Annotated in this window: 24 protein-coding genes; 10 read left to right on the plus strand and 14 right to left on the minus strand. The window is 68.5% G+C overall.

Going from position 1 to position 26,887, the window contains the following annotated elements:
* Nucleotides 1-15: 15 nt before the first annotated feature.
* Both dnaN and dnaA read right to left on the minus strand, forming a co-directional pair.
* Nucleotides 16-1,152, minus strand: a complete 1,137-nt coding sequence (dnaN, locus tag ALI144C_RS43215; protein WP_076993081.1) for a DNA polymerase III subunit beta — start codon at nucleotides 1,150-1,152, stop codon at nucleotides 16-18.
* A gap of 1,816 nt (nucleotides 1,153-2,968) precedes the next feature.
* The gene (gene dnaA, locus ALI144C_RS43220; RefSeq protein ID WP_076993082.1) at nucleotides 2,969-4,513 is read right to left on the minus strand and encodes a chromosomal replication initiator protein DnaA; all 1,545 of its coding nucleotides are present in this window, start codon (nucleotides 4,511-4,513) and stop codon (nucleotides 2,969-2,971) included.
* A gap of 476 nt (nucleotides 4,514-4,989) precedes the next feature.
* On the opposite strand from dnaA, the gene rpmH reads away from it, so the two are divergent.
* The 8 genes from rpmH (at nucleotide 4,990) to ALI144C_RS43260 (ending at nucleotide 10,340) form a co-directional block, all read left to right on the plus strand.
* A complete protein-coding gene (rpmH, locus tag ALI144C_RS43225; RefSeq protein WP_042184002.1) occupies nucleotides 4,990-5,133 on the plus strand; it encodes a 50S ribosomal protein L34 in 144 nt (47 codons plus the stop codon).
* A 16-nt stretch (nucleotides 5,134-5,149) separates the two neighbouring features.
* Entirely contained in the window at nucleotides 5,150-5,527 is a 378-nt protein-coding gene (rnpA, locus tag ALI144C_RS43230) for a ribonuclease P protein component (protein WP_076993083.1), read from the plus strand.
* Nucleotides 5,524-5,847, plus strand: a complete 324-nt coding sequence (yidD, locus tag ALI144C_RS43235) for a membrane protein insertion efficiency factor YidD (RefSeq protein ID WP_076993084.1) — start codon at nucleotides 5,524-5,526, stop codon at nucleotides 5,845-5,847. Before rnpA ends, yidD begins: the two co-directional genes overlap by 4 nt.
* A 4-nt stretch (nucleotides 5,848-5,851) precedes the next feature.
* A complete protein-coding gene (yidC, locus tag ALI144C_RS43240) occupies nucleotides 5,852-6,940 on the plus strand; it encodes a membrane protein insertase YidC (RefSeq protein ID WP_076993085.1) in 1,089 nt (362 codons plus the stop codon).
* Nucleotides 6,941-6,968: 28 nt separating this feature from the next.
* Nucleotides 6,969-7,526: a Jag family protein gene (locus ALI144C_RS43245; protein ID WP_076993086.1), complete on the plus strand. Its 558-nt coding sequence runs from the start codon at nucleotides 6,969-6,971 to the stop codon at nucleotides 7,524-7,526.
* 200 nt (nucleotides 7,527-7,726) lie between these two features.
* A complete protein-coding gene (rsmG, locus tag ALI144C_RS43250) occupies nucleotides 7,727-8,386 on the plus strand; it encodes a 16S rRNA (guanine(527)-N(7))-methyltransferase RsmG (protein ID WP_076993087.1) in 660 nt (219 codons plus the stop codon).
* 62 nt (nucleotides 8,387-8,448) lie between these two features.
* Nucleotides 8,449-9,351, plus strand: coding sequence for a ParA family protein (locus ALI144C_RS43255; protein ID WP_143231287.1), 903 nt, complete (start codon nucleotides 8,449-8,451; stop codon nucleotides 9,349-9,351).
* A complete protein-coding gene (locus ALI144C_RS43260) occupies nucleotides 9,348-10,340 on the plus strand; it encodes a ParB/RepB/Spo0J family partition protein (protein WP_076993088.1) in 993 nt (330 codons plus the stop codon). Before ALI144C_RS43255 ends, ALI144C_RS43260 begins: the two co-directional genes overlap by 4 nt.
* Before the next feature lie 190 nt (nucleotides 10,341-10,530).
* Here ALI144C_RS43260 and ALI144C_RS43265 read toward each other — a convergent pair whose 3' ends face one another.
* Both ALI144C_RS43265 and ALI144C_RS43270 read right to left on the minus strand, forming a co-directional pair.
* Entirely contained in the window at nucleotides 10,531-11,478 is a 948-nt protein-coding gene (locus ALI144C_RS43265) for a D-alanine--D-alanine ligase family protein (protein ID WP_076993089.1), read from the minus strand.
* 7 nt (nucleotides 11,479-11,485) lie between these two features.
* The gene (locus ALI144C_RS43270; protein ID WP_076993090.1) at nucleotides 11,486-12,814 is read right to left on the minus strand and encodes an aminotransferase-like domain-containing protein; all 1,329 of its coding nucleotides are present in this window, start codon (nucleotides 12,812-12,814) and stop codon (nucleotides 11,486-11,488) included.
* A 154-nt stretch (nucleotides 12,815-12,968) separates the two neighbouring features.
* Between ALI144C_RS43270 and ALI144C_RS43275 the strand changes: the two genes are divergently transcribed.
* Complete coding sequence (locus tag ALI144C_RS43275; protein ID WP_143231211.1) at nucleotides 12,969-13,598, plus strand: GNAT family N-acetyltransferase; 630 nt, start codon at nucleotides 12,969-12,971, stop codon at nucleotides 13,596-13,598.
* A gap of 10 nt (nucleotides 13,599-13,608) precedes the next feature.
* Here ALI144C_RS43275 and ALI144C_RS43280 read toward each other — a convergent pair whose 3' ends face one another.
* The 9 genes from ALI144C_RS43280 to ALI144C_RS43320 all read right to left on the minus strand — a co-directional run bounded on the left by ALI144C_RS43280 (nucleotide 13,609) and on the right by ALI144C_RS43320 (nucleotide 24,111).
* Nucleotides 13,609-14,751: an N-acetylmuramoyl-L-alanine amidase gene (locus ALI144C_RS43280; RefSeq protein WP_076993092.1), complete on the minus strand. Its 1,143-nt coding sequence runs from the start codon at nucleotides 14,749-14,751 to the stop codon at nucleotides 13,609-13,611.
* Nucleotides 14,752-14,981: 230 nt separating this feature from the next.
* Nucleotides 14,982-15,311, minus strand: coding sequence for a thioredoxin (trxA, locus tag ALI144C_RS43285; RefSeq protein ID WP_076993093.1), 330 nt, complete (start codon nucleotides 15,309-15,311; stop codon nucleotides 14,982-14,984).
* Nucleotides 15,312-15,441: 130 nt separating this feature from the next.
* Nucleotides 15,442-16,440, minus strand: a complete 999-nt coding sequence (gene trxB, locus ALI144C_RS43290) for a thioredoxin-disulfide reductase (RefSeq protein ID WP_076993094.1) — start codon at nucleotides 16,438-16,440, stop codon at nucleotides 15,442-15,444.
* Between the two features lie 120 nt (nucleotides 16,441-16,560).
* On the minus strand, nucleotides 16,561-17,325 hold the full coding sequence (locus ALI144C_RS43295) for a hypothetical protein (protein ID WP_076993095.1): 765 nt from the start codon (nucleotides 17,323-17,325) through the stop codon (nucleotides 16,561-16,563).
* Complete coding sequence (gene sigM / locus ALI144C_RS43300) at nucleotides 17,322-17,948, minus strand: RNA polymerase sigma factor SigM (protein WP_076993096.1); 627 nt, start codon at nucleotides 17,946-17,948, stop codon at nucleotides 17,322-17,324. Before sigM ends, ALI144C_RS43295 begins: the two co-directional genes overlap by 4 nt.
* Before the next feature lie 35 nt (nucleotides 17,949-17,983).
* Complete coding sequence (locus ALI144C_RS43305) at nucleotides 17,984-19,591, minus strand: protein kinase family protein (RefSeq protein WP_076993097.1); 1,608 nt, start codon at nucleotides 19,589-19,591, stop codon at nucleotides 17,984-17,986.
* Between the two features lie 94 nt (nucleotides 19,592-19,685).
* Nucleotides 19,686-21,374, minus strand: coding sequence for a murein biosynthesis integral membrane protein MurJ (gene murJ / locus ALI144C_RS43310; RefSeq protein WP_083753905.1), 1,689 nt, complete (start codon nucleotides 21,372-21,374; stop codon nucleotides 19,686-19,688).
* Nucleotides 21,371-23,551 carry a DUF6049 family protein gene (locus ALI144C_RS43315; protein WP_076993099.1) on the minus strand — a complete coding sequence of 727 codons (2,181 nt, stop codon included), beginning with the start codon at nucleotides 23,549-23,551 and terminating at the stop codon, nucleotides 21,371-21,373. Before ALI144C_RS43315 ends, murJ begins: the two co-directional genes overlap by 4 nt.
* Nucleotides 23,548-24,111 carry an NUDIX hydrolase gene (locus ALI144C_RS43320; protein ID WP_076993100.1) on the minus strand — a complete coding sequence of 188 codons (564 nt, stop codon included), beginning with the start codon at nucleotides 24,109-24,111 and terminating at the stop codon, nucleotides 23,548-23,550. Before ALI144C_RS43320 ends, ALI144C_RS43315 begins: the two co-directional genes overlap by 4 nt.
* Before the next feature lie 55 nt (nucleotides 24,112-24,166).
* Here ALI144C_RS43320 and ALI144C_RS43325 point away from each other — a divergent pair, with 55 nt between their 5' ends.
* Nucleotides 24,167-25,669, plus strand: coding sequence for a CCA tRNA nucleotidyltransferase (locus tag ALI144C_RS43325; protein WP_076993696.1), 1,503 nt, complete (start codon nucleotides 24,167-24,169; stop codon nucleotides 25,667-25,669).
* On the opposite strand, the gene ALI144C_RS43330 is transcribed toward ALI144C_RS43325, so the two are convergent.
* Nucleotides 25,580-26,881 (minus strand): MFS transporter, encoded by a 1,302-nt coding sequence (locus ALI144C_RS43330; RefSeq protein WP_441297603.1) that lies wholly within the window; start codon nucleotides 26,879-26,881, stop codon nucleotides 25,580-25,582. The two genes, ALI144C_RS43325 and ALI144C_RS43330, sit on opposite strands and share 90 nt — an antisense overlap.
* Nucleotides 26,882-26,887 lie beyond the last annotated feature (6 nt).

Raw genomic sequence — 26,887 nt, forward strand, 5'->3', positions numbered from 1 at the left:
GTGTTCTCCCCTGGATCAACCCGGCAGGCGCACGGGCATGAGCAAGTACAGGTACCCGGCGACGACTTCGCCGTTCTCGTCGACCGGCTTGATCAGCGCAGGCCGGTTCGGGGTCGTGAAGGACAGTTCGGCGCGGTCGGTGTGCAACGCGCCAAGGCCGTCCTGCAGGTAACCCGGGTTGAAGGCGATGGTGACCGGTTCGCCTTCGTACTGCACGGGCAGCTCTTCCTCGGCGCTGCCTTCGTCATCGCCGCCTGCCGACAGCTTCAGGCCGCCGCCGGTGAACTCGAGCCGGACCTGGGTTCCGCGCTCGGCGACGAGCGACACGCGCTTGATCGCCTCGACGAGCGGGGACACCTCGATGATCGCGTTCGACGTCTGCTCGGTCGGCAGCAACTGGCGGTAGCGCGGGAACTCCGCGTCGAGCAAGCGGGTGGTCGCTCGGCGGCCGGTACCCGACAGACCGAGCAGGCCGTCACTCGACGACAACGCGAGCTCGACCGTCTTGCCCGCGGTGCCCAACGACTTGGCCGCGTCGGCAAGCGTTCGCGCGGGCACGAGCACCGCCGCGTCCTCGACGTCGCCGGACGGCTTCCACGTGAACTCGCGCATCGCCAACCGGAACCGGTCGGTGGCTACGAGGGTGAGCGTCTCGCCACTGATCTCGACGCGGACGCCGGTCAGCATGGGGAGCGTGTCGTCGCGGCCCGCCGCGATCGCGACCTGGGCGACCGCCTGACCGAACACCTCACCGGCGAGCTCGCCCGCGTGCGGCGGCATCGGCGGCAGCTGCGGGTAGTCCTCGACCGGCATGGTCGGCAGGCTGAACCGCGCGCTGCCGCAGGTGATCGACACACGGGCGCCGTCGACCGCGATCTCGACCGGCTGGTTCGGCAGCGCCTTCGTGATGTCGGCGAGCAGTCGTCCGGACACGAGGGTGCGGCCGCCGTCGGCGATCGTCGCCGGGACACCGACCGTCGCGGACACCTCGTAGTCGAAACCGGAGATGGTCAGTGCTTCGCCTTCGGCGTCCGGCGAGCCTGCGTCAAGCAGAACACCGCCAAGGACGGGGACGGGTGGCCTGGACGGGAGGCTGCGCGCGACCCAGGCGACGGCGTCGGCGAGACCGTCGCGCTCGACGCGGATCTTCATGGAGGTCCTTTCAGACTCGACCTGTTGATCCCCGGAGTGACTCACCTCGAGGTGCAGAGGGTCCAACCGTACGGCGTGCCGGGCGGTCCCGTCATCCGGGGCTTGGCCCGTCGGCTTTTGTCGGGAGCCAGTTGTCCTCAGCCATCCACGCCCCCTGTTTTTGTTCTGTTGATTCCTTGAAGAGAGCAAAACAGTGACAGAGATAAGTCCTGTGGGTTGTGTGGATACACGCCGTCCGCCCAGGTCCAGCGCCGCGTCCGGCTGTGGAAGACCACGGGATGTGATCGGTGGATAGACCCGATCGGCGGTGTACAACTCTCGACCGGCCGCCATCCGTCCACACAATGCGCCAGTTGTCCACAGGCTCATCCCCAGATGTGGGTCGATCCATGCCCAGGGGGTGTGAATGGCGAGAAGTGACGCGAATCGCCCCGTCGGGTGATGCCGAGCGGCCCTCGGCGGGCCTTCTGGCCAGTTTCTGGGGCTGTGGACAACTCTCCACAGCCCCAGAAAAGTTCGTCGCCCGAGCGATCCGCACCGTGCCCCCGCGCGCCGCGCATCATCGACTCCGCCCAGGTCAGAGCAACGCGGACACGCGGAGCCTACCGACGAGCACCTGCCCGGCCGGAGATCCGGGTGCGTACTCGACCCGTGTCGGCCGATTTCGGGTTTTCCCTGCTCAGGCCGCATACCGCTGATCGAATCGACGGCGGGCGCGACGGTTTCACAACAGCGGCTCGGAGCGGGCGTCGGCGTCGCGAAATCGTGGATGATCTTGGTCGATCCTGTGGATGAGTCGACGATCGGGCCTGGTCGAAGCCAACCACAGCGATGTCCACACCTGTGGATAACTCGGATGCCCCGCGATCGGTCCACGAGACCCACCAGAGCCGGATTTCCAGGTGGCCGGGGCGGCGCGGTGTCGGCCGAACGCCGGAAGTTTTCTCCCAGACCAGGTCAGTTGGACCGGGCGCCCTGGCAGAAAAGCCGCGGGTCCGGCGGGCCGGACTCCGGGCGGCCGAGTGGTCGGCGCCGCGAGTCGTGATCTTTCTGGACGGGGTGGTCGCCTCGACCGAAGGGGTGGCGGAGAAACCCAGGCGGCGGTGGAGCTCGTGGCGCGATGCTTTCTGGACGTGGGAGTGACCTGGGCCGAGCGACCTGGCAGAAAGGATCCGGCGGCGTCCGCACCGGCGGCAGCCGGGGCAGGCGGTGCGGTGCGACGTGGGATCCGGAGCCGATCTTTCTGCAGAGCCGGTGGGCCGGGGCGTCCGGGGTCGGCAGAAACCTCCCGGCGCGGGCGTCGCGGAGTTCCCCTGTCCGAAGGACTAAGGCCGGGCCGGTGATCGGCCGAAGATCATGGGGCGGAGCGCGGGCCGCCGCCGGGTGCGCCCGGTGCCAGGAGTTCCGGCTGGCCGCGCCGCCTGGCCCTCAGGCCGTGCACCGGAAGGTTTCTCCGACAGCGGGGTGGCTCAGGCTCGGACCCTTCCCAGAAAGATGTCGACGCTGCCGGGCGAGGTCGGAGCCCCACCCGAGCATCGCGGACCGCCGCAGCGCGTCCGAAGTCCTGGCAAGCGTTTGCGCCGGGCCTTGGGTGCCGAAACCGGAGCGGGATGCCGAGGTGGGGTGAACGGACGCGGCCCGGACAGCGGTCGCGGAGTTTTCTGGGTGGGTGGCTGGGCTCAGGGACGGCGCCAGAAAAGGTCGCGACAGGCGGGGCGGAGCGGACCGGTCACCCCCGGACGGAGCAGAGGCCGGCCATGGCTGTTCCGGCCATGCGAAACGGGCAGGCGCGTGGCCTGCCCGTTGGCGGGGGTGTTCAGCCGCGGGCGCGCTGCTTGATCCGGGAGGTGAGTTCCTGGACCTGGTCGTAGGTCCGGCGGCGCTCGGCCATCTCCTTGCGGATCTTCTTCTCCGCGTGCATCACGGTGGTGTGGTCGCGGCCGCCGAAGGTCTGGCCGATCTTCGGCAGGGACAGGTCGGTCAGCTCCCGGCACAGGTACATCGAGATCTGCCTCGACTGCGCCAGCGCCTTCGTCTTGCCAGGCCCGCAGAGGTCCTCGATCGTCACTCCGAAGAACTCCGCGGTCACCGCCATGATCGTCGGGGCGCTGATCTCCGGGACCTGCGAGTCCGGGATCAGGTCGCGCAGGACGATCTCGGTGAGACCCAGGTCGACCGGTTGGCGGTTGAGCGACGCGAACGCCGTGACGCGGATCAGCGCGCCCTCGAGCTCCCGGATGTTGGCCTCGATCCGGGCCGCGATGAACTCCAGCACCTCGGCGGGGACGTTCAGCCGGTCCTGTGCCGCCTTCTTGCGGAGGATCGCGATGCGGGTCTCCAGCTCGGGCGGCTGGATGTCGGTGATCAGGCCCCACTCGAAGCGGGTGCGCAGCCGGTCTTCCAGGGTTTCCAGCCGTTTGGGCGGCCGGTCGCTCGAGACCACGATCTGCTTGTTCGCGTTGTGCAGCGTGTTGAAGGTGTGGAAGAACTCCTCCTGGGTTCCTTCCTTGCCCTCCAGGAACTGGATGTCGTCGACCAGCAGGATGTCGATGTCCCGGTAGCGGCGCTGGAAGGCGACCTTGCGGTCGTCGCGCAGCGAGTTGATGAAGTCGTTGGTGAATTCCTCAGTCGACACGTACCGCACGCGCATGCCGGGGAACAGCCGTTGCGCGTAGTGCCCGACCGCGTGCAACAAGTGCGTCTTGCCCAGTCCCGACTCGCCCCAGATGAACAGCGGGTTGTACGCGCGGGCCGGCGCTTCGGCGACGGCGACGGCAGCGGCGTGCGCGAAGCGGTTGGAGGCGCCGATCACGAACGTGTCGAACGTGTACTTCTCGTTCAGCCGGGTCTTGGACGTCTGCGGCTGCGCCGGTGCGGTGAACGGCTGGCCCACCGCGGCGGGCTGCTTGCCGTTGAACGTCGGCCAGACTTCCCGCGCCGTGGCGAGCGCGTCGCCTTCTTCGTCGACCTCGTCGCTGTCGGTGTCCGTGCCGAGATCGATCTCCGCGACGGGGACCGGGCCGGGCGCGGCCATCGGCGCGCTCACGCCCACCGGCTCGACCGGCTGGACGGGTGGCGCCACGGCCGGGGTCGGTGAGCCGACAGTGTCCACTTTCACAGCGAGGGAGATGGCGCGGCCGAGCCTCCGGGACAGCGCGTCGGTGATCGGTTCGCGCAGCGCGCGCTCGATCGCCTCCTTGGCGAAGTCGCTCGGCGCGGCCAGCAGCGCCGTTCCGTCAAGCAGACCGATCGGCCTCGTCACCCGCATCCACGCCTGTTGCTGGCGCGACAGGATCCCGGCAGACAGCTCCCGGACGACTTGCTCCCATACGAGACCGAAGTTGATCTGGTGCTCGGACACCTGGCGGGCTCCCCTCCCCTCGTACTTGTGAATCGCGGGCGTGGCCGCTGCCCGAGGTCACCCGAACCGCAGGGCATCCACAGGGTTGTCCACAACTGTGCACGAAGATACGGCGTAGCGCAGCGAAGCCCTTATCGGTTCAACGTACCGAGTGGCGGGACGCGACACGGCGAGGCTCCCACTTCCCCGTGTGACAAACCGGAAGCCGCACGCTAACAAGCGCCGCCCTCGCCCACAAGACGTGCCCGTCCCCAGCGCGCCGAGTGGCGGCGTGTCGCGGTCGAACGCGGTTAGGCGGACCCGGATTTTGCCGCCGGACGCGGGGTGCGTACCCTCGAAAGGTCTCCCGCTAGCGTCGGGTGTGTTCTGCGTGCCCATTCACGCCGTGCTGGAACACCACGTCGCGACCGGTCCATCGAGGGCCAACCACCAGCTGGGGACACGGGACCTCAAGAACAGACCGGGAGAACCAAGCCGTGAGCAAGGGCAAGCGCACCTTCCAGCCGAACAACCGTCGTCGCGCCAGGACCCACGGGTTCCGGCTGCGGATGCGTACCCGTGCGGGCCGGGCCATCCTGTCGGCTCGTCGCCGCAAGGGCCGCGCCGAACTGTCGGCCTGACAGGCGGCACGGCACCGTGCTGCCCGCGACCGCCCGGCTCACGCGTAGTGGCGACTTCGCCCGAGTGACCCGGCAAGGTCGACGAGCCGGGCGATCCCGGCTCGTCGTACACGCGGTGCGGGCGACGCAGCCGACAACTGAGACCACGCTGACCCGGACGGGAAACCCCGTCCGGGTTGGCTTCGTTGTGAGCAAGGCGGTGGGCAACTCGGTGGTTCGCCACCGGGTCACCCGCAGGCTGCGCCACCTTGTGGCCGACCGGCTCGGAACTCTCGCCCCTGGCAGCACGTTGGTTGTCCGGGCGCTAGCGCCGGCAGCCTCCGCGTCGAGCGCGGAACTCGCCCAGGATTTCGACGCGGCTGTCCGGCGGCTGAAGCTGGCGGTGGAACAGTGACTGAATCCCCTGACGAGAACACGGACGGCGCGCCACGCCGGACCGGGCCTGTCGCGTGGGTTCTGCTGCTTCCCATCCACGTGTACCGCAAGGTGATCTCGCCGCTGCTCCCACCCACCTGCCGCTACTACCCCAGCTGCAGCACGTACGCCGTGGAGGCACTGAAGACCCACGGCGCCATCAAGGGATTGTGGCTCGCAGTCTGGCGGTTGCTGCGGTGCAATCCCTGGAGCAACGGGGGAATCGACCCCGTGCCACCCCGTCGCCCCCGGCGCAAGCCGTCCGGGACCCCGGCTCACCACAGTTCCGCCGAGGAGTAGTTCCGTGCTCGATTTCATCAACTACCCGGTGTCCTTCATCCTCTGGTGTTGGCACAAGGTCTTCGGTGCCGTCTTCGGCCCGACCAGCGGCGTCGCCTGGTTGCTGGGAATCGTCTTCCTGACGTTCACCGTCCGCGCGATCCTGATCAAGCCGTTCGTCAAGCAGGTCCGCTCCATGCGCAAGATGCAGGAGTTCGCACCTGAGATCAAGAAGCTGCAGGCGAAGTACAAGAACGACCGGCAGAAGCTGGCGCAGGAGATGCAGAAGCTGCAGTCGCAGCACGGCGTCAACCCGCTGGGCAGTTGCCTGCCGATGCTGCTGCAGATCCCGGTCTTCTTCGGTCTGAACAACGTGCTCCGCGGCTTCACGCCGGGCGCGTCCGGCAACTACTACTTCGGTGCGGACGAGGTCTCGTCGTACCTGCACGCGAACCTGTTCGGCGCCCGCCTGTCGAACTACATCGCGCAGGCGAGCAAGGAGATGACCGACCTCGGCGGCAACCTCCAGTCCGTCATCTTCGTGTCGGCTCCGCTGATGGTGATCGCCTCCGTCGCCACCCACTTCACGGCGAAGCACAACGTGGCTCGGCAGAACCCGACCACCGCCACCGCGCAGACCGGCATCATGAACAAGATCACCCTCTGGGTGTTCCCGCTCGGTGTGCTCGTGTTCGGTGCGTTCTTCCCCATCGGTCTGTTGATCTACTGGCTGAGCAACAACATCTGGACGCTGGGCCAGCAGTGGCTGATCTACAAGAAGATCGACCGCGAGGAAGAAGAGCAGAAGGTCCAGGCGCAGGAGAAGCGCACCAACCTCGGCCCGAAGGTCGGCCAGAAGCCGACCCAGCCGAAGAAGCGCCCCACGCCGCCGAAGCTGCCCGCCGACATGGCCGCGGATGCCGAGGAGTCGACCCCCTCGACGTCGGGCAAGGCCAAGCCGGACAAGAAGTGGCCGGCCAAGCAGCCGTCCGTGCGCCCGGCCAACCAGAAGAAGCCTGCCTCGGGGAACACCTCCTCCAACGGCGGCACCGAAATTCCCGGTCTGATCTCGGACCGATCCCGCAGCAAGAAGTCAGGCCGGAAGCGTTCGTGACGCCATCCGAGCCTGGAGAGGAGACACCGTGACGGCAGCCGACACCGACCTCGGGGCCGAGGGCGGGCAGGTCGACAAAGACGCCGCCGAGGAGAAGCCCGCGCGGTCCGGTCCCACCGGTGAGGAGTTGCTCGTCCAAGAGGGCGACATCGCCGGGGACTACTTGGAGCGCCTGCTCGACCTGCTCGACTTCGACGGCGATATCGATCTCGACGTCGAAGCGGGCCGGGCCATCGTCAGCATCGACGGTGGCGACGACCTGGAGAAGCTGGTCGGTCCGCGCGGCAACGCACTCGAGGCGCTGCAGGAGCTGACCCGGCTCGCGGTCCAGCAGGAGACCGGCGTGCGCAGCCGGCTGATGCTGGACATCGCCGGGTGGCGCGCCGAGCGTCGAGAGGAACTCCGCGATCTCGGCAAGGCCAGTGCGGAGAAGGTGGTGAGCTCCGGCGAGAAGGTTCGGCTCCAGCCGATGACCCCCTTCGAGCGCAAGGTCGTGCACGACGCGGTGGCTGAGGTCGACGGCGTGCACAGCGAGAGTGAGGGCGAGGATCCCCGCCGCCGCGTGGTGATTTTCCCGAAGCCCTAGCTCCATTGAGTGAGTTTGGACGCGGTCCGTCGATAAGACGGGCCGCGTTCTTTTTTTGCCCGCCGAATGTGAGAAGCTTTGCCAGGCTCCACTCGGCACGTGTTTCACGTGAAACCGCCATTCGTACGCGGTGAGTCCGGTGGGGCGAGGGTTGCCGATCGGCGACAATCGGGCGGACGTGGTTTCACGTGGAACATCGGATGGAGCTCATGACCGACGTGGTGTCCCAGGCGTTCGGCGCTGGTTCAGATCGAGCGACGCGGTTCGTCGAACTGCTGACGGTCCACGGCGTCGAGCGCGGGTTGATCGGGCCACGGGAAGTCGACCGGCTGTGGGATCGCCACCTGCTGAACTCGGTGGCGATCGCGGAGTGCGTGCCAGACGGCGCGACCGTCGTCGACGTCGGGTCGGGCGCCGGGTTCCCCGGCATCCCCCTGGCGATCGCCCGGCCGGATCTGGACATCGTTCTGCTGGAGCCCATGGCACGCCGGGTGGCGTGGCTCGAAGAGGTCGCGGCCAAGCTCGATCTGGATGTCACGGTCGTCCGTGGCCGGGCCGAGGAGAAAGAAGTCCGGCGGACGTGGGCCAACCGAGACGTGGTGACGGCGCGGGCGGTGGCGCCGATGGGCAAGCTGGCCGGCTGGTGTCTTCCCCTGCTTCGGAGCGGTGGCCGGTTGGTCGCGCTCAAGGGATCGAGCGCCGCCGAAGAGATTGAACGGGACCGGGCCGAGATCGCTCGCGCGGGCGGCGTGGACCCGGAAGTACGGACGTGTGGTGGTGGGTTCCTCGACGAGCCCACGACCGTTGTGGTTGTGCGGCGCGCCGAACCGGCTGCCGGGCGCAGCCGCAAGCGGCGATAAGGAAGGATCGGACCGAGCATGTTCCACGTGAAACTTGAGACGGTGCCGTGGGCGCCGGGGAGGTGCAGCCACTCGTGAGCCATCCGACGCCGACGGGCGCGGTCAACTGGACGCCGATCGCCGAAGAGGCTGAGCGCGCGGCCAAGCTGTTGCACCCCGACAAGCAGTTCCCGAAGCCGTCGCACCGCCGCGTCTTCACCATTGCCAACCAGAAAGGAGGCGTCGGCAAGACGACCAGCGCGGTGAACCTCGCCGCCGGTCTCGCGATGCACGGACTCAACGTGCTCGTCATCGACCTCGACCCGCAGGGCAACGCCAGCACGGCACTCGGGGTCGACCGCCGCTCCGGCACACCGTCCATCTACGAGGTGCTGATCGGCGAGGTGTCGCTGAAGGACGCGTCTCAGGTCAGCGACCAGTCGCCGAACCTGTGGTGCGTGCCGGCGACCATAGACCTCGCTGGTGCGGAGATCGAACTGGTCGAGATGCACGGACGCGAGTCGCGGCTCAAGGCCGCGCTGACCGACGAAGCGTTCAACGAACTCGGCCCGGACTACGTCTTCATCGACTGCCCGCCGTCGCTCGGCCTGCTCACGGTGAACGCCATGGTCGCCGCGCAGGAGGTCCTGATCCCGATCCAGTGCGAGTACTACGCACTGGAAGGTCTGAGCCAGCTGCTGAAGAACATCGATCTGGTGCAGAAGCACCTCAACCCGGATCTGGACCTGTCCACGATCCTGCTGACGATGTACGACGGCCGGACGAAGCTCGCCGACCAGGTGAGCGCGGAGGTGCGGCAGCACTTCGGCGACGTGGTCCTGCAGACGGTCATCCCCCGGAACGTAAAGGTCTCCGAGGCGCCGAGTTTCGGGCAGACCGTGCTCGCCTACGACCCGGGTTCACGAGGTGCCATGAGCTATCTCGACGCGTCCCGCGAACTCGCTGAGCGGGGTGCGGCGCAATGAGCAAGCCGGAATCGGCCCCTCCGGCACGGAAGGGCGGCCTTGGCCGAGGCCTGGCCGCCCTGATCCCCAGCGGTCCCGAAGCCGACGCGGCCGCTCCGGCCGTGCCCCGGCGTCCCGTCCCGACTCGCGGCGCTCCCCCGCCCGAGCCCGGCGGTGAGGTCGCCGGTGCGGTGTACCGCGAGATCCCCACCTCGGCGATCAAGCCCAACCCGAAGCAACCGCGTCAGGTCTTCGACGAGGACGCGCTGGCCGAGTTGGAGCACTCGATCCGCGAGTTCGGGTTGATGCAGCCGATCGTGGTCCGCGATCTCGGCGGCGGCTCGTACGAGCTGGTGATGGGTGAACGGCGACTGCGCGCGTCGCAGCAGGCCGAGCTCGAGAAGATCCCGGCGATCGTCCGGCAGACCGCGGACGACGCGATGCTGCGGGACGCCCTGCTGGAGAACATCCACCGGGTTCAGCTCAACCCGCTCGAAGAGGCGGCGGCGTACCAGCAGCTGCTCGACGAGTTCGAGGTGACGCACGAGGAACTCGCGTCCCGGATCGGGCGCAGCCGCCCGGTCATCACGAACACGATCCGGCTGCTGAAGCTTCCCCTCCCCGTGCAGCGTCGGGTCGCGGCGGGCATCTTGTCCGCCGGGCACGCCCGCGCGTTGCTCGGATTGGAGGACCCGGAGCGGCAGGAGGCGCTCGCGGCACAGATCGTCAAGGAGGGCATGTCGGTCCGTGCGACCGAGGAAGCGGTGACTCTCGCCAAGCACGACCAACCGGCGAAGCCGAAGGCCGCTCCGCGTAAACCGATGCACGCCCCCGGGCTTCAGGATCTGGCCGAGCGGCTCTCCGACAAGTTCGACACCCGGGTGAAGGTCGAACTGGGGCAGCGCAAAGGCCGGATTGTGGTCGAGTTCGGGTCGGTTGACGATCTTGAACGGATCATTGACATCATCAACGAAAATGGGACAAAAGGGATTCGTTCCCAGGACGTGTAACCACCCCAGGCCATTGCGTCACGGTGATGATTCCGATTTGTCCGATTCAGTGGAGGCATCGATCGAGTCTCGGCTCGGTCGCCCGGCGCATAAGAAAGCCCCGGCGGGTGCCGGGGCTCTTTGCTGTCCGAGGATCGGGGCCGCATGTTTCACGTGAATCACCGCCGCAGTGGCGATGTCGGCCCGGCGGTCAAGCGCGAGCGATGGCGCGGTCGACCAGTTCGGCATAGATCCCACCGAGCGACCGCCCGGCAGCCTCGGTCGCCATCGGCAGGAGCGACGTCTCAGTGAGCCCGGGTGACACGTTCACTTCGAGGAAGTAGATCGAGCCGTCGTCGTCGACTATCGCGTCGGTCCGTGACACATCACGCAGACCGAGTAAACGGTGCGCGGACACGGCCAACTCGGCGACCTCGCCCGCCGTCTTCGCCGACAGCCGAGCCGGGGTGTGGAAGTTGGTGAAGCCTGCCGTGTACCGGGAGGTGTAGTCGTAGACGCCGCTCTCGGGAACGATCTCCACTGCGGGCAGGGCCACCGGTCCGTCGGCACTGTCGACAACAGTCACCGCGACCTCGACACCGGAGATGAACTGCTCGGCCAACACCGTCTCGCCGTATGCCAGGCAGTTGACCATCGCGGCGGGCAGCTCGGCCGCGTCACGCACGACCTGAGCGCCGAGCGCCGACCCACCCTGATCGGGCTTGAGCATCAGCGGCAGGCCGAGCCTGGCCACCATCGCGTCGAGCACCGCCTGCGCGCCCAGCTCCCGGAAGGTGCTGTGCGGCAGCACGACCCAGTCCGGCGTCAGCAGCCCGGCGCGCGAGAGCTCGGCCTTGGCGGTCGGCTTGTCCCAGGCACGGCGGCACGCGTGCGAGTCCGCGCCGACGAACGGCAGGCCGAGCATTTCCAGGACGGTCTGGACGGAGCCGTTCTCCCCTTCACCACCGTGCAACGCGATCACGACCGCGTCCGGCTGCTGGACGCTGAGCTTCGTCAGCAGGGAGCCGTCGGTGTCCCACTCGTCGACGGTCAGGCCGACCGAGCGCAGGGCGGTCGACAGTCGCCGCCCCGACCGAAGGGAAACATCACGCTCATGCGAAAGCCCGCCGGACAGGACGGCAACAGTTCGATCTGACACTCCCGGATTATGCAGTGTCCGGGCTCGGGGTCTGCGGACCGGACGCGATCCGCCGGGACGCGGGGCCGAACGTGCGCAGCAGTTCCATCTCCTGCTCCAGCACGACGGACAGCCGCCGGACACCCTCACGGATCCGTTCCGGCGTCGGGTAGCAGAACGACAGGCGCATCTGCCGGGAGCCGAACCCGTCCGCGTAGAAGCCGATGCCGGGCACGTACGCGACCCGTGCGGTGACCGCTCGCGGCTGCATCGCCTTGGTGTCGATGCCCTCCGGCACGGTCATCCAGACGAAGAAGCCGCCATCCGGCTTGGTCCACGTACAGCCGACCGGCATGTGCTGGTCCAGCGACGTCAGCAGCGCGTCGCGGCGCTCGCGGTACATCGTCTGGAAGGACTTGATCTGGCCCTTCCAGTCGTGCGTGGCGAGGTAGCGCGACACGATCAGCTGCGACAGCACGGGCGGTGACAACACGGCCGCTTCCGCCGCGAGGACGAGCTTCTCCCGCACAGCGTGCGGCGCGAGCGCCCAGCCCACCCGCAGGCCGGAGGCGAACGTCTTGGAGAACGACCCGAGGTAGATCACGTTGTCCGGGTCCATCGAGCGCAGCGCCGGGTACGTCTGGCCGTCGAAGCCAAGCAGCCCGTACGGGTTGTCCTCGATCACCAGCACGCCGGCCTGGCGGCAGATCTCCAGGATCTTCGCGCGGCGCGACACCGCCAGCGTGACGCCCGCCGGGTTGTGGAAGTTCGGGATCGTGTACAGGAACTTCACCCGTTGGCCCTGTTCGGCCGCCGCGGCGAGCGCCTGGCGCAGCGCCTCGGGGACCAAGCCGTCCGAGTCCGTCTCGACGTGCACGACACGCGCCTGGTACGAGGCGAACGTCCCCAGTGCACCGACATAGGACGGCCCCTCGGCGATCACGACGTCGCCGGGGTCGCAGAAGATCCGGGTGACCAGGTCGAGCGCCATCTGGGAGCCGACGGTGACGACGATGTCGTCCGGATGTCCGGTGATCCCCTCGATCGCCATCACCTCGCAGATCTGCTCACGCAGCCCTGGAACACCGTGCGCGGAGCCGTACTGCAGTGCGACGAGCCCGTCCGAGGTGATCAGTCCGGCGACCTCGCTCGCGATGGAGTCGAGCGGCAGCGCCGCGAGGTTGGGCATGCCCCCTGCCAGCGAGACGACCTCTGGCCTGCTCGCGACCGCGAAGAGCGCTCGTACCTCCGACGCGGTCATCCCTTCCGCACGCGCCGCGTAGCGCTTCAGGTGCGGGTCGAGATTCTGGCCCTTCGAGGGCACCAGCTGATTGCCCTCCGGTTCCTCCGAGTGCATGCGCCACCTCGTTCGTCAGTCAAGCGAGTGTAACTCTGGCCTCTATCAGGTCGTTGTCCTTCCGGCTCTTGTCACATCCCCCTATCCTGAACCCTGGGCCTGTGGTTACCGCATGCCCTTCTCAAGTTCCAACCGAGCGGGCCGGGGAGGTTGGGTGTCGCGACGCGTCGTCGGCATCACGCTGGACAACCTGGATCACCTCCCCAAGCATTCACGGGGCTGCGTGTTCTGGGAGCTGGCACCGCACCTGAAGGAGCAGGCCGAGGCCTTCGGGGAGACCGAGCTGGAGAAGGAGGCCTGGGTTTCCAGCATGCTGCTGGAATGGGGCTCCTGTGGCCGCCTGGTCTACTCCGACAAGCTCCCGGTGGGATTCGTGCTCTACGCCCCGCCGAACGCCGTACCGCGCTCACTGGCCTTCCCGACGTCCCCGATCAGCCCCGACGCGGTGATGCTGACCGGGTTCCACATCCTTCCCGAGTTCCGCGGTGGCGGGCTCGGCCGGATGCTCGTCCAGGCCGTCGCCAAGGACCTCACCCGCCGTGGTGTGAAGGCGATCGAGTCGTTCGGCGACGCCAAGCCGGACGAGGACGAGCCCAGCTGTGTCGTGCCGTCGGAGTTCCTCGCGGCGGTCGGGTTCAAGACCGTCCGCCCGCACGCCCGGTGGCCGCGGCTGCGCCTGGAACTGCGCAGCGCGATCACCTGGAAGGAAGACGTCGAGGCAGCGCTGGAGCGCCTGCTGGGCACGGTCTCGGTGACCACGGCCAGCCCGGTCTACCAGCGCTGACAGTGCTGGGTCAGCTCTTGGTGAGTTCGTGCCGCATCAGGTCGGCGAAGGTGAACGTGCCGGTCGGCTGGTCGTTCTCGCCGAGCAGGTAGAGCCGCTTGACCGACACCAGGATGCCCTCGGCGACCAGGTCGCGGAACGCCGGATCGGCCAGCAGCGTCCGGTCGCCCGTGTTGGTCAGGTAGCCCAGTTCGAGCCGGACGGCGGGGCAGCGGGTCAGCCGCAGCGAGTCCCACGTCTTGCCGTGCGTGCGGCAGTTGACCATGCCGGTGCGGGCGGTCAGCTCGCGCTGGATGAAGCCCGCGAGCGCCTCGCCCAGAGTGGACGTGTTGTTGCGCGCGGTCCCGAAATGGAAGGTCGCCAGGCCGGAAGCGTGGGGGGAGGCGTTGCGGTCGCAGTGCAGGGACAGGAAGACGTCACTGCCCGCCTCGTTGGCGAAGTGCGCGCGCTGGGCCTCGGTCGGGCACTGGTCAGGCCCGCGGGAGAGCATCGCCTCCATCCCGGTGGCCACCATCCGGCCTTCCAGGCGGCGAGCCAGGTCCCACATCAGGTCGGCCTCGCGGATGCCGTCGACGGTCACGCCGGGGTCCGTGCCGCCGTGCCCCGGGTCGATCACGATCCGCTTGCCGCGCAGCCGCGGACCGGCGTTGCGGACCTTCTCCTGCTCGCGCAGCAGGACCGGACGGCCACCGCTGGCGCGCGGGGACAGGCGGTTGAACGCGCCGACGGTCTCGGCGCCGCACATGCCGTCCACTGTCAGGCCGTAGTCGCGCTGGAACTCACGCAGCGCACGCTCGGTCTGCGGACCGAACACGCCGTTCGGCCGGCCCGCGTTGTACCCCAGTTGGAGCAGGCGCTCCTGCAGTTCCAGGACGTCGTCGCCGCTCACCGGCGCGGAAACCAGGTACGCGAGCGGCCGGCCGCCGAGACGGTAGGTGGCGTCGCGCAGGGCCTGGTAGGTGGCCTGCCCGACGATTCCGTCCGTGATCAGGCCGCGCTGCTGCTGGAAGGCGCGAACGGCGTGCTCGACGGCGAGGTCGTACAGCGACGGGTCGCCCGTGCCGTTGGCCGTGGGCAACAGGCCCAGGCTGGCGAGCGTGGCCCGCACTTCGGCTACAGCCGGTCCGGCGTCACCGGGGCGGAGTTCCCGCATGCACCCCTCACTCAAGTCATAGTTTGATAAACCGACGATCTCAGGTTGTGTCGCAGGCTATTGTGCCCCGGCCTGCGGGCCGGTCCCCTTTAGGGTCACGTCCCGCGTCGAGTTCCTTACCGAGTCTTCGGATCCAGTGTGATGCATGACACGGCCCGGGGCTGGTCAACTCACGAGGAGTGGACGTCAGCCCCGGGCCGAGGTTGCTCGTATTCGGTTACGGCTGGAGATCAGGCGACGTAGTCGGCCAGGTCGCTGAGCAGCGCCGCCTTCGGCTTGGCACCGACGATCTGCTTGACCGGGCGGCCACCCTGGAAGACGATCATGGTCGGCACCGACATGATCTGGTAGTCCCGTGCGATCGCGGGGTTGGCGTCGATGTCGAGCTTGGCCACGGTGATCTTCTCGGCGTGCTCGGACGCGATCTCCTCGAGCACCGGCGCCACCATGCGGCACGGTCCGCACCAGGTCGCCCAGAAGTCCACCAGCACCGGCTTGTCGCTCTGCAGCACGTCCTCGGTGAATGACTTGTCAGTAACGGTGACGGGTTTGCCGCTCACGGTCTCTCCTAGTGGTTGCGAACGGGAGTTCGTTGGGAGTATTCGGCGGATCCAGGTTTTCGCCCGGTGCGGTCAGCGGGAAGTTGGGCCGTCGAGACCCCTGACAGACTTCCGTTCGTGACCACTGGTGTCAGCTGTTGGTCGGGGCGTAGCCGCCGCCGACGAGTTCCGGTGCCTGCTGTGCGTGCTGTTCACCGTGCTCGGCGAGCCAGCGCTCCGCGTCGATCGCCGCGGAACAACCCGAGCCGGCCGCGGTGATGGCCTGCCGGTACGTGTGGTCGACGAGGTCGCCCGCGGCGAAGACCCCGTCCAGGTTCGTGTACGTGCTCTGGCCCTTGACCTGCACGTAGCCCTCCGCGTCGACGTCGACCTGGCCCGCGACGAGCTGCGAGCGCGGGTCGTGGCCGATCGCCATGAACACGCCCGTGACGGCGATGTCCTCGGTCTCACCGGTTCGGGTGTCCCGCAGCCGGGCGCCGGAAACCTTGCCGTCGGTGTCGAGCACCTCGACGACCTCGGCGTTGAGCCGCCACTTGATCTTCTCGTTGGCCTGCGCCCGCTCGAGCATGATCCGCGAGGCGCGGAACTCCTCGCGGCGGTGCACGATCGTCACCGAGTCGGCGAACTTGGTCAGGAAGATGGCCTCCTCCATCGCCGAGTCGCCACCGCCGACCACGATGATGTCGTGGCCGCGGAAGAAGAAGCCGTCACAGGTGGCACACGCGGACACGCCGCGGCCGAGCAGCTCCTGCTCACCGGGGACGTGCAGGTAGCGTGCGGCGGCGCCCATCGCGAGGATGACGGCCCTCGCCGCGTACCGGGCACCGTTGACCGTGACGTACTTGACCGGGCCGTCCAGCTCGACCGCCTCGACGTCCTCGGCCCTGAGCTCGGCACCGAACCGCTCGGCCTGCTCGCGCATCTGCGCCATCAGGTCGGGGCCCATGATGCCGTCGCGGAAACCGGGGTAGTTCTCGACCTCGGTGGTGGTCATCAGCGCGCCACCGAACTGGGAGCCCTCGAAGACCAGCGGAGACAGTTGCGCGCGTGCCGCGTACACCGCGGCTGTGTATCCCGCCGGACCGGACCCGACGATGATCAGGTTGCGGACCTCGTCTTGCGACGCCATCTGTCCTCCGTGACTTTCCCGCCAGTGACAACTAGGTCAACCGATCGTAGGTGCTTGTTGTTCCGCACCGTCCGGTGACCGGGAGCACTGAATCGTGACCGGCGGGAAAGCCGGGAAGGACTACTTCACGCCCGTTTTGTTCGCCAGGGTCGCCGGGGTGCCCGGACCGCAGTCCGGACCGACCGCGAGCAGCCGGAACGTGCCGACCGGCGTGGACGCCAGGACGAACAGCGTGCCTTGCTTGCCGTCGACGGTGACCTGTCTGGCGCCGAGCGGATCGGCGTTCTTGCTGACGTTGTTCGCCTCGAAACAGGCCGCCAGCTTCTGCTTGTCGGTGAACGGTCCGTAGTCGTTGTGCCCTTTGGCCGCCTGCAACTGGTTCGGACCGATGTCTTCCTTGGTGAAGGTCAGCGGTCCCGGCGCCGCGACGTTGCCGCTGGGGCCGTTGTCGCCACCACCGGGCAATGCGGCGAACGTGATGCCGACAGCCGCTGCCGCCGCGGCGAAGATCCCGACGGCCCACCCGGTGCGGGTACGGCGCCGACGGGCGGCGTCGAGGCTCACCACAGGCGCTGCCGCTGCCTGCTGCTGGGGTGGCGGCGCCGTCTGAACCCCCTGCGACCGGGCCTGTGCCTCCGCCGCGATCGCCGCGTCCAGCCGTGCGGCGAAGTGCGCGGGCATGGGTGGCGCAGGCGCGTCCGCGAACTCGCGCAGATCGGCCTGCGTCGTCTCCAGCGCGGCCAGGATCTCCATGGCTTCCGGATCCGCGTTGACCTGGGGCCACAGCTCGTCGGCCTGCCGAGGGTCCAGCGCACCCGCCTGGAGATCGGCGAGCAGGTCGACCGACCACGGTGGCCCGCCGCTCCCCCGTCCGATGCTCGTCATGTCCCCTCCCACTGACGCCGTGGACGCCCCTCGCGCTTTTCGCTTGCGTCACCTGGGACGTTCGCATCAGCAACCGGGTTCCGCAGATGCCCGAGAACTTTGGCGAGCTTGGCCCGCCCCCTGGCGCAGCGGCTCTTCACGGTGCCTTCGGCGATGCCGAGGATCTTGGCCGTCTCGGCGACCGAGTAGCCCTCGACGTCGACCAACAGGATGGGCACGCGCTGTTCCTCCGACAGTTCGGCGAGCGCGTTCTTCACCACCAGGCTGGTCTCCCGTTCGGACATGGCGTCGCCGGGAGTGACCGGCTCGCCCGGCCCGGTCTCCGGCAACGGCACAGTCGGGCGCGCTTGGCGGCGTCGGACTCGGTCCAGGCACGCGTTCACCACGATCCGGTGCAGCCATGTCGTCACCTGCGACTCGGCCCGGAACGACCCGGCGTTGCGGAAAGCCGAGATGAAGGCCTCCTGCAGCGCGTCGGCGGCCTCTTCCGGGTCACGGAGAGTGCGCAGCGCCACGGCCCACATCCGGTCTCTGTGGCGACGAACGATCTCGCTGAACGCGTGTGGATCCCCTGCGGCATGGGACGCGATCAGCGATGCGTCCGAGCTAGCTGCGGCGGTCACGCTGGCAGCTTATCCATGGCGGGTTTGTTGCCCTTTTACTGGGCCGTTCGGAACTCGATCTCCCGGATCTGGCTGACGTTCTGCTCCTTCTCGTCCACCGCGAGCTTGGTGATCCACACCAGCACGTACTGGGTCGGCTCCGCGTTCGACAGCGCGATCTCGGTCTTGCCGTCGTTCAGCGTGGCCTGGCCGATCAGCTTGGTGTCGTCGAACTTCGCGGTCGCCGATGAGGCGGCCCGGATCTCCACGACGGTGCCCGCGCTCGGCGAGTCGATGATCACCTGGGCGAGCTTGGTCGCGTCACCGAAGGTGGACATCACGCCGATGCCCGGCTTCATCGCGGGGAACGGCTTCTTGTACTCGTCGGTCGACCACACCGTGTTCGGTTTGCCGTCGTTGACGCGGCCTACCTTGGCGGCTCCGTCCTTGTCCCCCTTGACCGAGTAGACCACGACCTTCGTCGGCTTGACCGGCTCGGCGGGCTTGGGCGCGGGCGGTGGGTTCGCCTGGGGCTGGTTGCCGCTGTTGCCGCCGGGCGACGGGGGCGCCACCGCCACGGACTGCTGCACCGCCGCGGGCACCGGGTCGCTGCCGAAGAAGCTGATCAGCTGCATGCCGACCCACGCGAGCACGCCCACAGTCGCGACCGTCAACGCGGTCACGCCGATGGCGAGTTTGCGCCGCCTGCCGTCGTCCTTGGGCGGGCGTTTGCTGGTGGTCCAGATCGTGTCCTGGTCAGCCAGCTGGTCGCCGCCCTGCACCGAGGGGAGCAGTTCCGTCTGTTGTTCGAGCAGCTCGGCGCGTTGGGCGATGGACTCGAGCACTGTCAGGAACGCGGAACTGGTCCGGATTCCGCCCAGTGACGTCTCCGCGATGCTGCGCACCGCCAGTTCAGCCAGGTCGTCCGGGACGTCGTGGCGCAGCGCGGCAGGCGAGACCGGCGCGCCCATGCGGTCGCGGCGGGCGCCGGGGATGGTCGGCGGGCCGCCGGGCAGCGCCCAGCGCCCGGTCAACAGCAGGTAGAGGATCGCGCCGAGGCCTTTGACGTCGTCCTGCAGCTGGGCCTGCGGCAACGGGCCGGGGAAGGACAGCCGCAACGAGCCGTCCGGACCGATCCGGACCCGCTGCGGGTGGTCGACGCCCAGCACCAGGCCGGTGTGGTGGGCCTGTTCCACGGCGATGGCCAACGGCTCGAGCAGCCTTGCCGCGGTCCCCGAGGGCAACGGGTGCTCGGCGACCAGGTCGACGAGGTCCGTACCTTGCGCCCAGTCCGCCACGACGACACCGAGGACACCTTCACTCGGGTCGATCCCGCTGCCGACACCCAGCACATCCAGCACACGGGACACGCTCGGACTTGTGAACCGCGCGGCGTGCGCGGCCCGCTCCAACGTGCGGCGGGCGGCGACGGTGGCGTCACGGTTGGTCGGGTCACCGACGAGGACTGTCAACCCGACATCACGGCGCAGCTGGCCGTCGCGGGCGCGCCACAGATGCGCGTTGCCGCGGATGTCCACACCGAAAGGGGCAAGCAGACGGTATCGACCATCGCCGATGACCCCGCCCGGAAGCAGGTCACCAGCCGTCGCGCGAACGCCTGGGACGGTCGCGTCGTTGGTGTAGTCGGTCCTCCTGGTCGTCACCGCACTCTCCCGTCAGACGCGCCACCGATCCGCGCACAACGGATACCTCGTAGCGAGCCTACGGGAAACCCACCAGACGTGATGGGTGCCCAGTTCACCGCCGACGAATCAGACGGGTGATTTTCGCGGTAACAGGTTTGAGCTCGTCGACCTTGAGTACGACCAGCACGCCGAACGACACAGCACCCGCCACGATTCCCTCGATGACCAGCGAAAGCATCGCCCTGGGCTTGGCCGCGTCCGGGAGCACACCACCGAGCATCTTGGCTACCACCAGACCGGCCGCGACGCCGAGCCCCCCGGCGAAGACTGAGAAAAGCGTCACGCCGACGACCCGCTTGGTCTTCAGGTGTCCCAGCCGCAGCCAGAGCCACACCTGGCCGAGCACCGCGCCGACGACGTAGCTCAGCGAGTTGACCATCATCACGCCGATCACGACGTGCTCGGGCGCCAGCAGCCCCTCGCACATGTAGAGCAGCGGGATCTTGACCGCGGTCATCACGATCATGATCAGCGTCGGCGTCCGCGCGTCCTTCATCGCGTAGAACACCCGCAGCTGGAGCATGACCAGGGCGTACGGCAGCAGACCGAACGCCGACACGGCCAGGGACTCACCCAGCCTGGTCGCCTGCGCCGGGTTGCTGGCGCCGTGGGAGAACAACACGACACCGATGGACGCACCGGTGACCGTGAGCACAGCGGAGATCGGCACGAGGATCACGGCCGACAAGCGGCTGGCGTACGACAGGTCGCCGATCAGCTTGCGGTCGTCGCCGTCCGCTGCGGCCCGGCTCAGCCTCGGCATGATCGCGGTCAACAGCGAGACACCGATCACGCCGTACGGCAACTGCAACAGCAACCACGCGTTGCTGTAGATGGCCGCACCGCCCTCGTCGCCTGCGGTGAGCACGCGGGTGCTGATCGTCCAGCCGACCTGGCTCACCGCGACGTAGCCGATGATCCACAGCGCCAGCCCGCCGAACTCCTTGAACCGGGAGTCGAGGCCCCAGTTCCAGCGGAACTTGAAGCCTATCCGGCGCAGCGCGGGTAGCAGCATCAACGACTGCACGACGATGCCCGCCGTCACGCCGATGCCGAGGACCAGCAGCTTGACGTCGCCCATCTTGACCGGGTCGAGCGAGATCTCACCCGGCACGATCGCGTAGATCCCGATGGTCGCCATGACCACCAGGTTGTTCACCACCGGTGCCCACGCCGTCGGGCCGAACACCTGCTTGGCGTTCAGGATCGCCGTCAGCAACGCGAACAGGCCGTAGAAGAAGATCTGCGGTAGCAGCAGGTAGGCGAAGGCGGTCACCAGTTCGGGGTTGGCCTTGCCTGTCGAGTCGTCCACGTACAGCTTGGTGATCAGCGGCGCCGCGGCGGTCGCGACGACCGTGCCGACGCCCAGCAACGTCAGCCCGACCGTGAGCAACCGCTGCGTGTACGCGAGGCCGCCGTCCGGGTCGTCCTGCGAGCGGACGAGCAACGGCACGACCACGCTGGCCAGCACGCCACCCATCAGCAGCTCGAAGACGATGTTGGGCATCGTGTTGGCGATCGTGAACGAGTCGTTGCGCACACCGATGGCGAGCGCGGCGGTCAGCATGACCTTCCACAGGAAGCCGGTGATCCGGCTGATCAGGGTGGCGATCGCCATGGACCCGACGGCACGACCGAGCGACCCGCGGGCCTGGGGGGCCTGTTTCCGGGGCGCCGCGGGTTTTCGAGGGTGTTGTCTGCCGCCGCCGGCGGGGGGCACGGATGTCCTCGCTCTGGTCAAGCCGGGGTGGGCTCCTGTTTCTTGCGCTGCTTGATACGACGGTAGACGCGCCGGGAGGCGAGCAGTACCAGCATGCCACCGGCGACGCTGGTCACGGCGACCGTGATGGTGCCGTACGCGCCCGACGTGATCTCGAACTTGGAGATGTTGCCCAGCTGGGTGCCACCGGGCGTGGTGACCTGGACGTCGACGGTGAACTTGCCCGACCGGAGCAGCTCGACCGGGATGAGGTCGGTGAAGGCGTTGCCCGCCGGGATCCGCCGCTGCTGGACCACGCCGGGCCGCAGGCCGGCGCTCTCCTTGATCACCAGCTTGACCAGCACGTCGACCGGGAGGGTGTTGGTGATCCGGACAGGGATCGGGCTGTTGGACGACGCGGGCACGATCGGCGGCCCCGGCGGGTTGACCTTCACCTGCGCACGCATGTCGTCGAGTTGTTTGACCGCGGTGGCCGCGGCCTGTCTGCCGCCTTCGACGTTGCCGCGCCACCCGCTGGACGCCGCCCGAAGCAGCCCGTTGCGGACCGGGGTCATCAGCGTCTCCGGGAGCACCGGGCGGGTGTCGTCCGGCAGCATCGCGCCGAGCAGGTCCCGCTGCACCGCGTTGGCCTGCGAGACCTGGTCGATCAGCCCGGCGGGGACTTCGGCGGCCACGTCCTGTTCCGGGTAGTCCAGCGCGGTCGCCGAGCCCTCCGGCGAGTCGGCGAGGTCGGCAAACGGGCTCGCGGTGGCCAGGTTGTCGGTGAACATCCGGCCGATGGTCTCCAGGTACACGGTCAGCTCGCTGGCCGGGGCGGTCCACCGGCGTGGCGGCGCGACCAGCACCGACTGGCCGGGGCGCGTCGAGCGGAACAGCAGCGCGGCCAGCCCGTTCTGCACCGACACCGGCCCGGCCGCCGACGCGGGCCCGGCCAGCGCCAGCGAGGTCAACCGGTCGATCGGCAGCACGCGGTCGTTCTGCCCGAGCGTGAACGGCCCTGGGCCCTTGACGCCCTTGAGCCGCTCGGGGTTGGCCAGCACGACCGTCGGCGTCAGCCCGCCGACGTCGCTGAGCGCACGCGGGTCGACCGTGCCGTCGACCGGCCACAGCACTCCTTGCTGCGGTTTGGTCGGCTCCAGCGCCTTGCTGACCGAGGTGACGCCCTGGTTGACGGAGGTCTTGGCGAGGTCCACCGCGCCTGCGCGGGACAACGCGGAGACGTCCGCGTCGGCGTACGGCAACGCGATGACGCACTGCCCACTGGTCAACGAACGGAGCCCGTCCAGCCAGCGCCGCGCGAAGTCCTTGCCACGACCGGGCACGGTCTTGTCGTCGCCGACCTGGACCTGGTAGCCGTTCGTCATCGCCTGGAGCGTCTCCAGCAGGTCCCCGTCGATCGCGAAGCACAGCGAGGACATCAGCTTCGGGTTCTGCTTCGTGGCGCTCTCGACCGCGTTGAGCAGTCCGTGGAGCCTGCCGCCGATCTGCACCGACGAGGCCAGGTCGTCGTCGGCGAGCAGCAGTTGCCTGTCGTTCTCGCGTTGCCGGACCACCCGGGGGTGCTCGTCGACCAACGGCCACAGCACGGTGACCTTCGGCGGTACCTGGGCGGGCGGAGCGCTGCGGCCGGGCAGTGACAGCACCGGCATCAGCACGTTCAGCCCGGCCAGCCGCTCTGACCCGCCGTACTCTGGCCTGCCGTTGACGTTGATCAGCAGCGGGTAGACGCCCGGCTGGTCCAGCTTGAGCTCGTCGAGGGTGTAGGTCGCGGTGAAGGCGGTGCTCGCGCCCTTCTCCAGCGACTTGGTGACCGGCTTGAACGGCGGCCGGGCGGCCTCCGCGGCAGGCGGCTGGGTCATCGCTGCCCGCAGCTTGCCCTCCTCGGTCACCACGTCACCGCGTTGCAGCCGGACCTCGACCTGCTCGATCCGCCGGTCGCCGACGTTGGTGACCTTGCCCATGACAGTGATCTGCGGGGTGTCCGACCGGATCACCCTGGGGTTGAGCTGGTCGACGTCCAGCCGCAGCCGGGGCGGGCTGTTGGACGGCTGCGTGCGGGCCAGGCCGATCGGAGCGAACAACGGCTCCGGACCCGGCTGCTGCGCGGCAGCGGTCAACGGAGCTGATCCGGTCAGCACGACACCCGCCGCGACCAGTGCGGCAAGCTTGTGACGGGTTGCGTTACGCAGCCCACTCATTGTTTTCGACCCTTCGGCGCGTCAAGGCCGTCCGAGAACGACACATCACCCTCATACGGTGTGTTTGTCGGCTCTGAGAGTAGTTGCATCGCCTTGCGCACCAACCGGCGCTCGTCCGCATACGCCAACCGGCCGTCAAGATCATCCAGCGCGACCCACGCGACCTCGGTCACTTCGATGTCCTCATCGGACAGCTCACCGGACAGCGCGGTCAGCAGGTAGTGGTGGACGGTCTTGTGCACCCGCCGGTTCTCCGCGACGAACCAGTAGTCGATCGACCCGAGCGAGCGGACCACCTCACCGGTGATCCCGGTCTCCTCCTTGACCTCGCGGACGGCGGTCTGCTCGGGCGTCTCGCCCTCCTCGATGTGGCCCTTCGGCAGCGACCAGAGCAACCGCCCCCTGCGGTCCAGCCTGCCGATGATCACCGCGTTCGCCTGGGACTCGTCGATCACCAGTCCGCCTGCCGACGTCTCGTCGACCGTGGTCAACCGCCTGCTCCGACGCCTGCCGCGGCGCCCGGACCGGGCACCGTCGGAACGTCCGGATGACGGAGGCATGAACTCGATCGTAATCGTCTGGCCACGTCAACTAGCCTGATTCGCCGTGTCGACGATGCTTGCCAAGCAGAATGCGGTTGTGGAACTGATGCGTGTCTCACCGGTCGCGGAAGAGTTGTCCGTGCTGTTCGCCAAGGCGGGGCACAGCCTGTTCCTCGTCGGCGGGAGCGTCCGCGACGCACTGCTGGGCAGGCTGGGTACCGACCTCGACTTCACCACCGACGCACGGCCGCAGGAGGTCATGCGGCTGGTTTCCGGCTGGGCGGACGCGGTGTGGGACATCGGCATCGCCTTCGGCACGGTCGGCGCCACCAAGGGCGGCCTGACGTGCGAGATCACCACGTTCCGCGCGGACACGTACGATGGCGTGACCCGCAACCCGGAGGTCCAGTTCGGCGACTCGATCGAAGTGGACCTCAAGCGGCGCGACTTCACCGTCAACGCGATGGCCGTGAACCTGGCGACCAAGCAGTTCGTCGACCCGCACGACGGCATGGCCGCGCTGGCCGAGAAGGTGCTCGACACCCCGGCCACGCCGGAGGAGTCGTTCGGCGACGACCCGCTGCGGATGATGCGTGCCGCGCGGTTCACCAGCCAGCTGGGGTTCACGCCCGCGCCGCGCGTGGTCGACGCGATGAACCGGATGGCGGGCCAGATCGAGCGGATCACCGCCGAACGGATCCAGGTCGAGCTGTCGAAGCTGCTCTGCGGCGCGCACCCGCGCACGGGGATCGAGTTGCTCGTCGACTCGGGGCTGGCCGACCACGTGCTGCCCGAGGTGCCCGCGATGCGGCTGGAGATCGACGAGCACCACCAGCACAAGGACGTGTACCAGCACTCGCTCGTCGTGCTCGACCAGGCGATCGACCTGGAGGAAGAGGGTAGCGAGCCGGATCTGGTCCTGCGGCTGGCCGCGTTGCTGCACGACATCGGCAAGCCGGACACCCGCAGGCACATCCCCGGCGGTGGCGTGAGCTTCCACCACCACGAGGTGGTCGGCGCCAAGATGGTTCGCAAGCGTTTGCGGGCGTTGCGGTACTCGAAGGAGATCATCGAGAACGTCGCCAAGCTGGTGTTCCTGCACCTGCGCTTCCACGGCTACGGCAAGGGCGAGTGGACGGACTCGGCGGTCCGCCGGTACGTCACCGACGCCGGTGACCTGCTCACGCGGCTGAACAAGCTGGTCCGCGCGGACTGCACGACCCGCAACCGCCGCAAGGCGCAGGCGCTGCAGCGCTCCTACGACGACCTGGAGACCAGGATCGCCCGGATCGCCGCGGAGGAGGACCTGGCCAAGGTGCGGCCGGACCTCGACGGCAACGAGATCATGCGGCTGCTGGGGCTCAAGCCGGGCCCGGTGGTCGGCAGGGCGTGGAAGTTCCTCAAGGACCTCCGGCTCGACCGCGGCCCGCTCGACCACGACGAGGCCGTGGCCGAACTGCGCCGCTGGGCAGCCGAACAGGGAGTGCTAGACGACGTGAGCGCCGTGGTCGCGCCTGCTGGCGATCACGTAGCCGACGACACCGATCAGGTAGAGGACGATCGTCGCGACGACTAGACCGTGCGAGTGGCCGTTGGCGGGGACGATCGCCGCGGCCACCGCGATCGACGCCACCTGCATGACGTTGAGCAGCGTGTCGTACAGGGAGAACACCCGGCCGATCGACTCGTCGCCGATGTCGGCCTGGATCACCGCGTCGACGCACAGCTTGATCACCTGACCGGCGCCGAACAGCAGGAACGCCGCGCCGAGCATGGTCGGCAGGACCATCGGCAGCCCGAGCCCCGCCATCGCGGCCGCGACCACCAGCAACGAGCCGATGATCACCGCGTGCCTGCCGAACCGCTCGACCAGCTTCGGCGTGATCAGCCCGGCGATGAAGATGCCCGCACCGGCGAACGCGGCGATCTCGCCGAGCCCGGTCAGCCCGGCCTTGAGCCAGCCGTAGTCGGTGAAGTAGTAGCGCATCAGCAGCACGGCCATCAGCAGCGCGATGCCCTGCGACGCCCGGTGCGCGAGCAGCGCGACGAACCCGGCGACCACCCGTGGGGCGTTCCACGCCGCTTTCGCGCCGTCGACCAGGCCACGGGCGACCGCGACGACCGTCCCCGACGGTTCGTCCACTTCGTCAGGTCCGAGCCTGCCGCGTTCGTACCGGACGGCGAACACCACGGCCAGCAGCGTGCCGATGATCGCGAACGACGTCGTGATGCCCGAGCCGAAGTCGTCCTCGCCGAAGACCTTGCGCAACCCGATCGCGCACCCGCCACCGACAACCGCGACCACCGAGCCAAGGGTCACCGCGATCGCGTTGGCCTGCACCAGGGTGCGCTCCGGCACCAGGTGCGGCAGCGCTGCGGACAGCCCCGACCCCATGAACCGCGTGGCACCGAGGACCAACAGGGAGACCAGGAACAGCGGCCCGCTCGGCACACCGGCCAGCAGGCCGATCGTCGCGAACAGGATCAACGTGGCCCGCAGCAGGCTGGCCACGACAAGCACCTTCCTGCGATCCCACCGGTCCAGCAGCGCGCCCGCGAAGGGCCCGATGACGGAGTACGGCAGCAGCAGGGTGGCGAACCCGGTCGCGATGGTCAACGGGTCGGCGCCGCGCTCGGGGTTGAAGATCACCGCCCCGGCCAGTCCGGTCTGGAACAGCCCATCCGCCCACTGCGAGGAAAAACGCAGGTAGAGAAGCCGACGGAACTCCCGTAGCGCCAGCAACTGCCGCGCCGGGACCTTCTGCTTCTCGTCGACCACCGCCGTCACGAGACT

This window comes from Actinosynnema sp. ALI-1.44 (genome assembly GCF_001984155.1).
Taxonomy (GTDB): domain Bacteria; phylum Actinomycetota; class Actinomycetes; order Mycobacteriales; family Pseudonocardiaceae; genus Kibdelosporangium.

Excerpts from the sequence above, each read along its gene's own strand:
- ALI144C_RS43325 (WP_076993696.1), top strand. The coding sequence starts at position 24,167 with ATGCTTGCCAAGCAGAATGCGGTTGTGGAACTGATGCGTGTCTCACCG.
- ALI144C_RS43270 (WP_076993090.1), bottom strand. The coding sequence starts at position 12,814 with ATGCACTCGGAGGAACCGGAGGGCAATCAGCTGGTGCCCTCGAAGGGC.
- rsmG (WP_076993087.1), top strand. The coding sequence starts at position 7,727 with ATGGAGCTCATGACCGACGTGGTGTCCCAGGCGTTCGGCGCTGGTTCA.
- ALI144C_RS43320 (WP_076993100.1), bottom strand. The coding sequence starts at position 24,111 with ATGCCTCCGTCATCCGGACGTTCCGACGGTGCCCGGTCCGGGCGCCGC.
- dnaN (WP_076993081.1), bottom strand. The coding sequence starts at position 1,152 with ATGAAGATCCGCGTCGAGCGCGACGGTCTCGCCGACGCCGTCGCCTGG.
- ALI144C_RS43315 (WP_076993099.1), bottom strand. The coding sequence starts at position 23,551 with ATGAGTGGGCTGCGTAACGCAACCCGTCACAAGCTTGCCGCACTGGTC.
- ALI144C_RS43295 (WP_076993095.1), bottom strand. The coding sequence starts at position 17,325 with ATGACGAGCATCGGACGGGGGAGCGGCGGGCCACCGTGGTCGGTCGAC.
- ALI144C_RS43260 (WP_076993088.1), top strand. The coding sequence starts at position 9,348 with ATGAGCAAGCCGGAATCGGCCCCTCCGGCACGGAAGGGCGGCCTTGGC.
- trxB (WP_076993094.1), bottom strand. The coding sequence starts at position 16,440 with ATGGCGTCGCAAGACGAGGTCCGCAACCTGATCATCGTCGGGTCCGGT.
- ALI144C_RS43280 (WP_076993092.1), bottom strand. The coding sequence starts at position 14,751 with ATGCGGGAACTCCGCCCCGGTGACGCCGGACCGGCTGTAGCCGAAGTG.